Annotated in this window: 13 protein-coding genes; 6 read left to right on the forward strand and 7 right to left on the reverse strand. The window is 63.0% G+C overall.

Going from position 1 to position 11461, the window contains the following annotated elements; translation table 11 throughout:
- Positions 1-2 precede the first annotated feature (2 nt).
- Together AB6O04_RS11825 and AB6O04_RS11830 are read right to left on the reverse strand one after the other, a co-directional pair.
- Positions 3-2030, reverse strand: a complete 2028-nt coding sequence (locus tag AB6O04_RS11825; RefSeq protein ID WP_368564137.1) for an EAL domain-containing protein — start codon at positions 2028-2030, stop codon at positions 3-5.
- 83 nt (positions 2031-2113) lie between these two features.
- Positions 2114-2719 carry a DUF4126 domain-containing protein gene (locus AB6O04_RS11830; RefSeq protein WP_368564138.1) on the reverse strand — a complete coding sequence of 202 codons (606 nt, stop codon included), beginning with the start codon at positions 2717-2719 and terminating at the stop codon, positions 2114-2116.
- A 94-nt stretch (positions 2720-2813) separates the two neighbouring features.
- Here AB6O04_RS11830 and AB6O04_RS11835 point away from each other — a divergent pair, with 94 nt between their 5' ends.
- The 6 genes from AB6O04_RS11835 to AB6O04_RS11860 all read left to right on the forward strand — a co-directional run bounded on the left by AB6O04_RS11835 (position 2814) and on the right by AB6O04_RS11860 (position 7373).
- Positions 2814-3545 (forward strand): DUF6776 family protein, encoded by a 732-nt coding sequence (locus tag AB6O04_RS11835; RefSeq protein ID WP_368564139.1) that lies wholly within the window; start codon positions 2814-2816, stop codon positions 3543-3545.
- Between the two features lie 2 nt (positions 3546-3547).
- On the forward strand, positions 3548-3976 hold the full coding sequence (locus AB6O04_RS11840; RefSeq protein WP_368564140.1) for a polymer-forming cytoskeletal protein: 429 nt from the start codon (positions 3548-3550) through the stop codon (positions 3974-3976).
- 89 nt (positions 3977-4065) lie between these two features.
- The gene (locus tag AB6O04_RS11845; protein ID WP_368564141.1) at positions 4066-4788 is read left to right on the forward strand and encodes a DUF6776 family protein; all 723 of its coding nucleotides are present in this window, start codon (positions 4066-4068) and stop codon (positions 4786-4788) included.
- A gap of 26 nt (positions 4789-4814) precedes the next feature.
- Entirely contained in the window at positions 4815-5201 is a 387-nt protein-coding gene (erpA, locus tag AB6O04_RS11850; RefSeq protein WP_368564142.1) for an iron-sulfur cluster insertion protein ErpA, read from the forward strand.
- Between the two features lie 268 nt (positions 5202-5469).
- The gene (gene nudC / locus AB6O04_RS11855; RefSeq protein ID WP_368564143.1) at positions 5470-6396 is read left to right on the forward strand and encodes an NAD(+) diphosphatase; all 927 of its coding nucleotides are present in this window, start codon (positions 5470-5472) and stop codon (positions 6394-6396) included.
- 77 nt (positions 6397-6473) lie between these two features.
- A complete protein-coding gene (locus AB6O04_RS11860; protein WP_368564144.1) occupies positions 6474-7373 on the forward strand; it encodes a cobalamin biosynthesis protein in 900 nt (299 codons plus the stop codon).
- A 230-nt stretch (positions 7374-7603) separates the two neighbouring features.
- Here the strand turns inward: AB6O04_RS11860 and AB6O04_RS11865 are convergent, their stop codons facing one another.
- From AB6O04_RS11865 to AB6O04_RS11885, 5 genes are all read right to left on the reverse strand, one after another.
- Positions 7604-7873: a CD225/dispanin family protein gene (locus tag AB6O04_RS11865; protein WP_368564145.1), complete on the reverse strand. Its 270-nt coding sequence runs from the start codon at positions 7871-7873 to the stop codon at positions 7604-7606.
- Between the two features lie 81 nt (positions 7874-7954).
- Positions 7955-8344, reverse strand: a complete 390-nt coding sequence (locus AB6O04_RS11870) for a DUF2752 domain-containing protein (protein ID WP_368564146.1) — start codon at positions 8342-8344, stop codon at positions 7955-7957.
- A 33-nt stretch (positions 8345-8377) separates the two neighbouring features.
- A complete protein-coding gene (locus tag AB6O04_RS11875) occupies positions 8378-8698 on the reverse strand; it encodes a CD225/dispanin family protein (RefSeq protein WP_368564147.1) in 321 nt (106 codons plus the stop codon).
- Between the two features lie 54 nt (positions 8699-8752).
- A complete protein-coding gene (locus tag AB6O04_RS11880) occupies positions 8753-9043 on the reverse strand; it encodes a CD225/dispanin family protein (protein ID WP_368564148.1) in 291 nt (96 codons plus the stop codon).
- 225 nt (positions 9044-9268) lie between these two features.
- Complete coding sequence (locus AB6O04_RS11885; protein ID WP_368564149.1) at positions 9269-11167, reverse strand: MFS transporter; 1899 nt, start codon at positions 11165-11167, stop codon at positions 9269-9271.
- Between the last annotated feature and the right edge of the window lie 294 nt (positions 11168-11461).

Raw genomic sequence — 11461 nt, forward strand, 5'->3', positions numbered from 1 at the left:
GACTACAGCACCGCGTTCTGGAAATCGAAGCCGAGTTCGGTGCCGACGGCCTGCACCAGATTGCCCTGGATGAAGTCGACACCGCCCATCCACATGGCGGCGGCCGCCTGCGGTTCTTCGATCTGCTGGCCGATCACCTGCAAACCTTGGCGGTGGGCCTGATCGATCACGCTGCGTAACTGATCGCGCAGCACTGGATCGGTATGAGCTTCGGCGAAGCGGCTGGAAACGCGCAGGAAGCCCAATGGCAACTGGGTCAGCAGGGCGTCGGCTTCCTGGCCGGGTTCGAACTGGCTAAGACAGAACTGCACGCCCGCCGGCATCAATTGCTGGCAGAACTGTCGCAGGGTGACGGTGTGCACCAATGCATCGGCCAGGCGCAGGTCGATCACCAGTGACGTGCCCTCGATGCCGCGCGCGGTCAACGTATCCAACAGCCACTGCGCATGAGTTTCGCGGGCCAGCGAGCGCGGCGACTGCGACACGAACAGACGCAGCGACGGACCCGTCGCCTGGCGCTCCGCCAGGACAAAAAGCGCGTGTTCCAGCACCCAGTGATCGATCTGCGCGATACCGCCTGCCGATTCGGCGGCCGGAATCACTTGCGACGCCGGCAACAATGACCCGTCCGGCTGGCGCAGCCGCAACAGCACCTGGTATTGCGCCTGGCCGCTGCCGGTTACGGCCACGATGGGCTGGTAAGCCAGCTCGAACTGACCATCGTCCAGCGAAAGGCGCGGGCTGCTTTCATCCACCTGCGCCGGCTCGTAGGCGGCCATGTTGGATGACTTCAGGCGCGCTTGCAGCACGGCGCGTTCGGTGGCTTCCAAAGCACTGCCGGCATCGGCGAAGCCCCGCGCCAGCGCGGTGTAGCCGATCGAACCATGCAGATTGAGCGTTTCATCTTCGCGCACCTGGAAAGCATGCGAGGTCAGCCCGTCGAGCAGCCGTTGCGCATGCTGATCCAGCTGGGTTTCATCCAATCCATTGGCGAACACCAGAAAACTGTTGTCGTTGAGCCGCGCCACGGGATAGGGATCGGCTACCGCCGCCATTCGCCTGCCGGCCTGGTTCATCAGGTTCTCGAAACAGGCGTAGCCATACCGTTCGCGCAGGCTGAGCGCGCTGCCGATTTCCAGGAAGAACAAACCACCCCGCGAGTGTTGCTGCAACGCTTCTGAAAGCCGCTGCATGACCGACGTGCGCGTGGGCAGTCCTGTTTCCACGTTGATCGGGTGGCGAGGCGCAGTGGGCAGGCTGCGCTGGCGCGCGCGCTGGATGCGGTTGGAAACCGCGGCAATCAGATGGCGCGGACGAATAGGTTTGTTGAGGAAATCGTCGGCACCGCTTTCCAGTACTTCGAACTGCCGTTCCGGGTCCGGATCGCCAGTCAGGAAGACGATAGGCAAGTGCAGGTATTCGGGCTGCTGGCGGATGAGCATGGTCAGGCTTTTGCCATCCTGGCCCGGCATGTGCAGATCCATCAGCACCAGGTCCGGTTTGAAGCGGCGCAACGTATCCAGCACGCCATCGGAACGCATCTGCACTTCGGCCTGCATGCCGGCGCCGTGCAGCACGCTTTGGGCAAACAATGCCTGGCCGCGATCGTCTTCGACGATCAAGATGCGGTACGGCGTTTCCTTATCATTCTTAGGCTCCCCGTCGGCGTCTTCGACGGGAGCAGCGGCGGCGGGAGGCTTGCTGGCGGCCGAGCGCCGGGAGGGAGGCAGGGAAGCCATCAGGGACGGCGCTTGCTGATTCGCGGCAAGGGGCTCGACCGCCGGTGGCGGGGTCGCTGACTCATTGGCGGACAACTCGACGACAGTGACTTCATTCGCTGAGTCCTGCATATCCGGTTGGCTGGCGACGGTTTGGTCGGCCGCTGACGAATAGGTCTCAGGCTCATCGGCCTCCGCCGCCGGCGCATCGCTCGCCCAGCGCCGCCAATAGCGTGGCGGCGGTGATTCCGCTCGCAATCGCGAACGTGAAGGTTCACCCGGCGAGCGGGACGTCGTATCAATGGCAGACATCAGGCTTCCCCAAGCTGAGCCCCATTATGCGGTGAAGTTCACGTGCATGGGCGGGCGTACAGGCGTTATATGACGGATCGGTTTCATGGCAAGGGAGCGCTTTCTTCCGGCGGCCTCAGCAGGCGACCAAGCCCGCGCGACAGCTTGCGCCAGACCCACCACACCAGCAGCGCTACCAGCAGCGACACTCCCACTACTATCGATAACGCAAACCAGGGGTAGGTAAAGGCCAACGACAGGCCGCCGACCACCGCGACGTCCTCGGTGACCGACGCCGCCCAGTTGCTGACCGGCTCCGGCGAGGTGTTCAACAAGGCGCGCGAACCGCTTTTGAGCAAGTGGCTGGTCAGTGCCACGCCAGCGCCCGCCGCCAGCACGCCACCGCTCAGATCGCCGTCCGGCGACAGGGTGGCCGCGGCCAGAAAAGCGCCCGCTGGCACGCGGGCCAGGGTCTGCAGCAGGTCCCAGCCCGAATCCACGCCGGGGATCTTGTCCGCGAAGAACTCGGTGACCGCCAACGCGCCAGAAGTACCCAGCACCCACCAGGATTGTGTGACTTGCAGTGCCGGCGGCAGATCCAGCCAGCCCAAAGCGCCGGCCAAACCAATGCCGAAAACAGTCAGATAGACCCGGATGCCGGCCATCCATGCCAACAGTATCCCAATTACGAAAAGATGTGCTTCGGACATCTCTACGATTCCCTATAGACTCAACGGTTCTGTTGGACCCACGAGTATAGGCCCCCTTTTCGGCTGCTGCCCACGCACGCCGGGACGGTTTCGAATGACCGCGCATCCTCCTTCCCGCTACCGGATCGTCCCGCGCCAGCCCTCACGGCGGCGGTTCGCACTGACCTTGGTCATCCTGGCCTGGGTGGTGTCGGTGGCTGCCGCCTGGATAGCGGCCACCTATACCGCCGCACCCAGCCTTACTTACACCATCGGGCGTCTCCAGCAGGTGGAGAAGCAGCTGGGCGAACAGAAGAAGCAGTTGCAGGGGCTCAGCCAGCGCGAGGCCACCCTGGCGGTATCCGACCGCATCAGCCGCGCCGCCAATGCCGAGGTCCAAGCCACTCTGGCCGAACGCGACGAGGAGATCGCCGGCCTGCGTGCGGATGTTGCCTTCTATGAGCGGCTGGTGGGTTCCACCAGTCAGCGCAAGGGGCTGAATGTGCACCTGGCCGAGTTCGCGGTGGAGCCGGGCGGTACCTGGCAGTACCAGATCATGTTGACCCAGACCCTCAACCGCGGCGCCATCAGCCAGGGGCAGATGCGCTTTTTGGTGGAGGGCGTTCGCGACGGCCAGCTGGCGACGGTGGAGTGGGACGAGCTGCACCAGAAGCCGAGCGCCGCAGGGCAGGAATATTCGTTCCGCTATTTCCAGCAGTTGAACGGCAACGTCATGCTGCCGCGCGATTTCACCCCGCAGCGCGTCAAGGTGACGCTGCGCGGCGAGGACGTGGCGGTGGAACAGGCATTCGATTGGAAACTCGCTACCTCAGCCGGAGGCAAATAAACATGTTCAAGAACAAACCCACGCGCGCGGACGTTGGCGCCATCGACACCCTCATCGGCCCGCAGGTAACGCTACGGGGGGATTTGATCTTCAGCGGCGGCCTGTACGTGGAAGGCCATATCCAGGGCAAGGTGCTGGCCGAAGACGGTGCGCGTGCTGTGATCACGCTGGCCGAACAAGGCAGCATCGAAGGCGAAGTGCGTGCGCCGGTGGTGGTGATCAACGGCCGTCTGGTCGGCGATGTCTACGCGGAAGAGCGCATCGAACTGGCGGCCAAGGCACGCGTGCAGGGCAACCTGTACTACAAGGTCGTGGAAATGAGTGCCGGCGCCCAATTGACCGGTCGCCTGATTCACGCCGACGCCATGCAGGCGGCCTCCGCCGCCGGAACCCGGGCCGAAGCTGAAGAGCGGGTGATGGCCGACGCCTGATGGCAGGGCCATCCCAATAGCGTTAACAGGCCCTAGCCGGACGTTCTGTTCAGAGCGCCCTTAGTAAGCCGGGGCTATGCTGCCCGGCTATGGATCAGACCCCTCCTGCGCAAAAGCCCGGCCCGCTGCCGCTTGGGCGCTACGCCGTGGTCGCCCTGGTCATGCTTGCCCTGCTGTTCGGTGGCTGGGGGCTATGGCAGGTTCTCGTTCCCCTGCAGGGGAGCACGCCTTCCGCGGCGCAGGCGCGCGACCAGCAGCGCCGCATCGATGAGCTGGAGCAGCGCGCCGCCACCCTGGCCCGTTCGGATCAGATCAGCCGCGACGCCAACCGCGACCTGCAAGGCACGCTGGCCGAACGCGATGAGGAAATCGCCGGTTTGCGTGCGGACGTGGCCTTCTACGAACGCTTCGTGGGCGCGACCGCGCAGCGTCGCGGCTTGGCGGTGCATGAGCTGAAAATAGAGCCGCAAACCGATCAGGCGTGGCATTTCACCGTCACCCTTACCCAGAATCTGAACCGCGGTGCGGTCAACGCCGGGCGCCTGCTGGTGTCGGTGGAAGGCACCCGCCATGGCAAGTTGCAGCGCTTGGGTTGGTCCGATCTGCGGCAACAGGCCAGCGAACCGGGCCTGCCGTATTCCTTCAAGTACTTCCAGCAGGTGGAAGGCGATCTGGTGTTGCCGCCGGATTTCCAGCCGGTGCGGGTGTCCGTGCGGCTGACGCCGCAGAGCGGGTCCACCGTGGAACAGTCCTTCACCTGGGCCGCCGCCACCGGAAAGGTCGGTGCCGTGGGTGCTGCCGGCTTGAACTAGTGGTGGCCAGCCCCCATGCTTCGGCCATGAGCACCGTCGTTTCTCTCCCCAGCGCATCCCCCGCGCCTGATTACCAGTCGATCGATCGCCCGCTGAATTTCAGCGCCGCGGCGGCAGCCAAGGTGCGCGAACTGATCCAGGAAGAGGGCAACGAAGCGCTCGCCCTGCGGGTCTACATCCAGGGCGGTGGTTGTTCCGGATTCCAATACGGTTTCGAGTTCGACGAGAACCGCGCCGACGACGATCTTGCTGTGAACACCGACGGGGTGACCCTGTTGGTGGATCCGCTGAGCCTTCAGTACCTGATGGGCGCGGAAGTCGACTACGCGGAAAGCCTGCAAGGTGCGCAGTTTGTCATCCGCAACCCCAACGCCAAGACCACCTGCGGCTGCGGCAGCAGTTTCAGCATGTAGGGCCTGTTAGCACTTATGGAGTAAGTCGCGTTGTTTCCCTATGGCCGCCAGGTGGTGTTGCGCAGCGCAGTGCCTTGCTGGTGGCAAGGTCAAGCTGCGCGGGGCCGCATGGTGGCCATAGGGAAGCAACCCGAGGGGCCGGGCCTGCGGGCGCGCGTGGCGGCGTCATCACTCGGTTGCGTATCGACATACGCGCCCTTGTTCTTCCTTGCCCCGCACGTCCGCAGACCCGGCGCGGCATGCTCCATAAGTGTTAACAGGCCCTGACGTGCTCGGTAATTCCCTGCCTGCGCCCGCGCTTTCCGGTTTTGCCTTCGCGGGCAACACGCTGGACCGCGCCGATGGTTTGCGTGACGATACCGATGCATTGGCTGGTCTTTGGCCACAAGCACGCATTCTGTTGATCGACGCCGAAGGCAACGCCTACGCCGATGACGTGGGCCAGTTGCTGGCACCCACCGGTGCCGAGCTTGGCGGCGGACCGGGCACAGCGATTTTTCTGGGCCTGAAAAATGGAACCGCATGGTTCGCCATCAGCGCCGCCCACGTGGCTTTCATTGCACCGGAACGAATCGATCTGCGTCGCGCTGCCGCGGTGTGGCCGGACTTCGAAGCCGGCGTATTCGCCATGGCGCGTGCGTTGCTGCATTGGCATTCGCGCACGCGCTATTGCAGTGTCTGCGGCGGTGACATCGGATTTTTTCGGGCAGGTTATCTGGGCCGCTGTGCGCGGTGTGGTGTCGAACACTATCCACGCACCGATCCGGCGGTGATCGTTGCGGTGAGCGACGGAGAGCGTTTGTTGCTGGGCCGGCAGGCTTCCTGGCCGGCGCGTCGCTACTCGGTGCTCGCGGGATTTGTTGAGCCGGGCGAAACGTTGGAGCAGACCGTTGCCCGCGAAGTATTCGAGGAAGCGCACGTCCGTGTGCGCCACAGCCGTTATCTGGCGGCGCAGCCGTGGCCTTTTCCCGGCTCACTGATGCTGGGTTTCACTGCCGAAGCAGAACCCGACGTGCCGCAAGTCGATGGCGAACTTGAAGACGCGCGCTGGTTCACCGTGGAAGAAATCGGCGCGGCGCGTCAGCGCCAGGGGCACGACGATGGCGACGGTCTGCTGTTGTCGCCATCGATTTCCATTGCGCGTTCGCTGATCGAACACTGGTATGCCGGGATGACGGGCCGCTCCAGCACATGATCGCCCACGGCCCGGCAACGCGGCGACCCGCCATTAACGGCCAATCAAGCTAAAATCCTGCGACGGAGGGAAGCCGCATGTCCATCACTTTGGTTGCCGTGGTCGTCGCATTGGTGTTGGGCCACGTGGCGCCGGCGTTGGCTACATCCGCACGGCAGTTTCACTGGTACGGGCACTGGGTGCGCTGGCTGAGTGAACATTTTTCGGAAGGCAGCCTCTGGCGCGGCCGCTACGGTATCGCCATCGCCTTGCTGCCGCCGTTGATCGTGGTGGGCTTGTTGCAGTGGGCGTTGGACGAGCCTGTTTACGGTTTGATCGGACTGCTGTTCGGCATCGTCGTACTTGTCTACGCTTGGGGCCCACGCGATCTGGATGTGGATGTCGAAGCGATTATCGACGCTCACGATCCGGCCGGGCGGCGCGAAGCGATTGCACGGTTGTGGCCACAGGACGAGCCCATGGTGGCCACCACCGATGGTCCGGCATTGGTCGAAGCAGTATTCCGCAGTGCGTTGCGCCGCTGGTTCGGCGTGTTTTTCTGGTTTCTGTTGCTCGGCCCTGTCGGTGGCTTGCTTTATCGCTTGGTGGCGCTGGCGAGCGAGGGCGAATTCGCCCGTCACTTGCCGCCTGCAACGTTGGCGGGTGTTCGAAGCTTTTTGGGTCTGCTGGATTGGCCGGTGGCGCAATTGATGACACTCGCCATGGCGCTGGTGGGCAATTTCGACACCGTCTTCAACGCATGGCGCGCGGCGGGCGGCAATCAATGGCAGTGGGAATCCGATTTCCTGGGCCAGGCGGCGCGGGCCAGCGTGAGAAGCGAACTGGCGGAAGAAGCCGAGGAGTATGCCGAGGAAGGCATGGTGCAGACCATGCGCGAACTCCCCGAATTGCGCGACGCGATGAGCCTGGTGTGGCGCATCCTGCTGCTATGGCTGGCGGTGCTCGCGTTGTTCGTGATCGCCGGTTGGGTGAGCTGAGCGCTCCACGCAACCATCCGTTATCACAATCCGTAGGAGCGCCGTCCCGGCGCGAGCTTTTCCCAATGACGTCGCCCGGATGCAGCGAAGTGGATCCGGGATCACTCCGAATCCAGTGATGTAGCCCGAATGCAGCGAAGCGGCTTTTAACAGCCGAAGGCTGGTCAACCCGGGGATCGCTCGCACCGACGTTTCCGGCAGGACGTACCTGCCGGAAACAGAGCCAACACTTACTGCTGCATCGCAGCCATGCCGCCCATCGCGAAGATGAAGATCAGGTAGATCACGACCAGCGACACGCCGGCGATCGCCGACCACATCGCCCACTTCTTGGCCTTGTCGGAAGAATCCTGTGCGCCCTGCACATCACCGGCGGCCAGCTTGCCGTTGACCTGGGCAGCGAAGACGATCGATACGATGCCCAACGGCAAGCAGCAGAACAGGGTGGACAGAATGGCCCAGACCAGATGGTTGGGGACGTAGGTTTGACTTGTATTCACGTGATACAGCTCCTGGCGGTTGGTCGGTGCACTTCAGAAAAACCTGATTGGATCAGGCGGTAAAACTAAGGCGCGGCACCATCAGCCGGGGGCCAATAGCGAGAAAGGAAACCAAGGCAGATTGCGCGCGATCCAATAAGCGGGCAGCACCACCAGCCAGAACTTGGGTTCGGTGATCACGGCCATCAATGGACGCAGCACACGCGCATTCCAGCCATAGGAGTGCGCCACCAGCAACGGCATGACCGGCAGCATCAGTACGGCCAACGGATTCATCGAGAACGCGGCCACAAAGTTGCCGTGTACCAGCGCGTGCAGGGCCCGCGTCAATCCACAACCGATGCAGTAAAAACCGGTGAAAGCACGGAACATGCAAGCCGGGAATGGGCTGTTGGCGGCGTTGGGATCGAAATTCCGCAACAGCCAGATACCGGCGAGGGCCGCTATCGCGGCCCCCGCAAGTCCCATCATCTGTATCGGTCGCAATGTAGCCGCCACGATGGATTACTGGTACTGCTGGATCATCTGCAGATACGTTTCCGCACCGCCGGTCGCGAACATGATGATATTGATCAGCAGGCCGATGATGGCCAATGCGGTAGCAACCCAGCACCAGGTCTTGGCGTTGGCAGAAGCACGGCGCGCACCGTCGATGTCGCCCTGGTTCAACTTACTGTTGACCTGCGACGAGAACACGATCGCCACGATACCGATCAGGCCCAGCGGGCAGCACAGGCAAGTGGCCAGTACGGTGGAAATGATCGACCAGGCGAGATAGTTGGGAATGTTGCCGTGGGCCTGCGGCATGGGAGGGGTGGCGCTCATCGGATGCTCCTTGTCGTTGTTGTGGGTAACGGCCGTGACAATTGCGGCCTAAGTCTAGCTGCTCAGTCCGCCCAGCATGGCCAGGCCACCGAAAAACACAAACCAGAGAGCCAGCAATATCGGTAGCGAGATGGCCGACCAGATCGCCCATTGCCCGGCTTTGCGGGATGCGTCGCGCGCGCCGTCGATATCGCCCGCCGCGCGTTTGCCATCCACCTGAGAGGCATAGACGATTGAAACAATGCCAAACGGAAGGCAACAGAACAGCGTGGCAAGAATGGCCCAGACCAGATTGTTGGGCACATATTCGCTGGAGCCTTGCGGCAGCGGCGGCATTGAATTCATTCCGGACTTCCCCAAGCGGACGTGAGGCGGAGCCGCCACAAGCGAGCTGTGGCTTTCTGACGAATCCCCCGGCGCTAGCGTAACCGAGCCGCCGAGCTTACGGAAGCCAGAACCTGCACGTAGAGCGGAGCTGCGCCCCGCGATAGTGCCGAGTTAGCGGCAACAATGCCGTCGCAACGGCAGGCGATAGCGAATAGCCTTCCCAAGGTGCTTTTCTACAGGTTCTCAGGCGTCGCTGCCGCGCAGTTCGCGTACCCGCACTTCCAGCATTTCCGCATCCGCCTGGGCACCATCCACGGGCGATCCGGCCACTACTTCCACATGCGCACGGAAGCGGCGGGGGACGCGCATGCGCCCCATGCGGGTATCCCGGCGGCTCCACATGCTGCTCCACATCCCTCTGAGCGCCATCGGCACGACGGGTACCGGGCGCTTCTCAAGGATGCGTTCCACACCGGACTTGAACGCCGCTATCTCGCCATCCTTGGTCAATGCGCCTTCCGGAAAGATGCCGACGATGCCGCCGTCGGCCAGCGCGGCATCGATTTCATCGAACGCGCGCTGCATCAGTTCCGGGTTTTCCCTCGCCCCGGCAATGGGAATCGCCTTGGCGGTGCGGAATATCCAGCTCATCACCGGAATGTTGAATATCTTGTAGTACATGACGAACCGCACCGGCCGCGGCACGCTGGCCGACAGGATCAGCGCATCCATGTAGCTGACGTGATTGCAAACCAGCAGCGCGGGACCTTCGTCGGGGACGTGTTGCTCAATGCCGCGGATGCGCAGCCGGTACAGTCCGCGCACCAGCACCCAGCTGAGGAAGCGCATGAGGAATTCAGGCACGATGGTGAAGATGTAGATCGCCACCACGGCGTTGGCAATCGCCAGGGCCAGGAACACCTGCGGAATGGACCAGTCCAGCACGCGCTGTACGAACAGGCCAATGCCCGCCGCCGCGACGATGAACAGCGCGTTCTGGATGTTCATGCCGGCAATGACGCGCGACATTTCCTCGCGTGGAGTGCGGCTTTGGATCAACGCGAACAACGGCACCACGAAGAAGCCGGCGAACAACCCGATGCCCAGCAAGTCGATGATGATGCGCGTGCTGCCCGGTGCGGACAGGAAGCTACTCACGGTCAGTCCGTGCAATGGCGGCAAACCGCTTCGGGCGAAATACAGATCCAGCAGGAAAGCGCTCATGCCGAAAGCGCCGAATGGAACCAGGCCAATTTCCACCGTGCGTGCGGAAAACTTTTCGCACAGCAGCGAACCCACGCCGGTGCCGATGGAGAACAGTGCAAGACCGAAGATGTAGATGGTCGTGTCCTGCGGCAACGCACCCAGATGCAGCTCGGCGTAAGCGGGCAGCTGCGAGGTCAGCATGGTGCCGAAGAACCAGAACCACGAAACGCCCAGCACCGCGTTTCGAACCGCCAGCTGCTTGCGGGTGAGCCGCCAGATGGCGAGGGATTCCGGAATCGGATTCCAGTTGATCTTCAGGTCCGGCGCACCGGCGTCCACGCGTGGAATCAGCCGCGACAACAGATTGCCGGTGATGGCCAGAACGATGATCGCGGTGGCCGCTACGACCGGCCCATGGGTGCCGGCCAGGGTGAAAATCAGCCCGCCGATGATCATTCCGACCAGGATCGAGATTGAAGTGCCCATCTCGACCAGGCCATTGCCGCCGGTCAGCTCTTCAGGCTTCAACACGGAAGGCAGGATCGAGTACTTCACCGGACCGAACAAAGTCGATTGCACGCCGGTGCAGAACAAGGCCACCAGCAGCACCGTCATGTTCTGCAGCAGGAAGCCGGCCGCCGCCAGCGACATGATGGCGATTTCCATCGCCGTGGTGATGCGGATCAGCCGCGATTTTTCGAGCTTCTCGGCGAACTGCCCGGCAATGGACGAGAACAGGAAGTAGGGCAGGATAAAAATGGCTGGCGCCAACATGGCGTACAGCGCTTTGTCCTGCGCGCTGACGGCCATGTAGCCCAGCAGGCCGATGATGGCCTGCCGGTAGACGTTGTCGTTGAAGGCGCCCAGCGCCTGGACAATGAAGTACGGCAAAAACCGCCGCTGCTTGAGCAAGGCAAACTGGCTATGGCTCGACATGCGCCCTCCGTGAATAGGCGGAGCCTAGCAGAGGTTCGTTGACATTGGTTTGTGTCCGCCAACAAGCATCACGTAGGAGCGGCGTCCCGCCGGTAGTAGCGCCGTCCCGCCGCGAGCTTTTTCTGTCAGATCAACACGCACCTGTAGGAGCGGCGTCCCGCCGCGAGCTTTTTCTGTCAGATCACGCACAATCGAAAACCCCATCGTTCGCCATCCGGACGCGCTGCGGCGCGCTTTTGATCGTGCACGCGGATTGGCTACTGAGGCGCGGGGCGGGGGGCCCCCCCCCGCGCG

The sequence above is a fragment of the Pseudoxanthomonas sp. UTMC 1351 genome (assembly GCF_040948865.1).
Lineage (GTDB): Bacteria > Pseudomonadota > Gammaproteobacteria > Xanthomonadales > Xanthomonadaceae > Pseudoxanthomonas_A.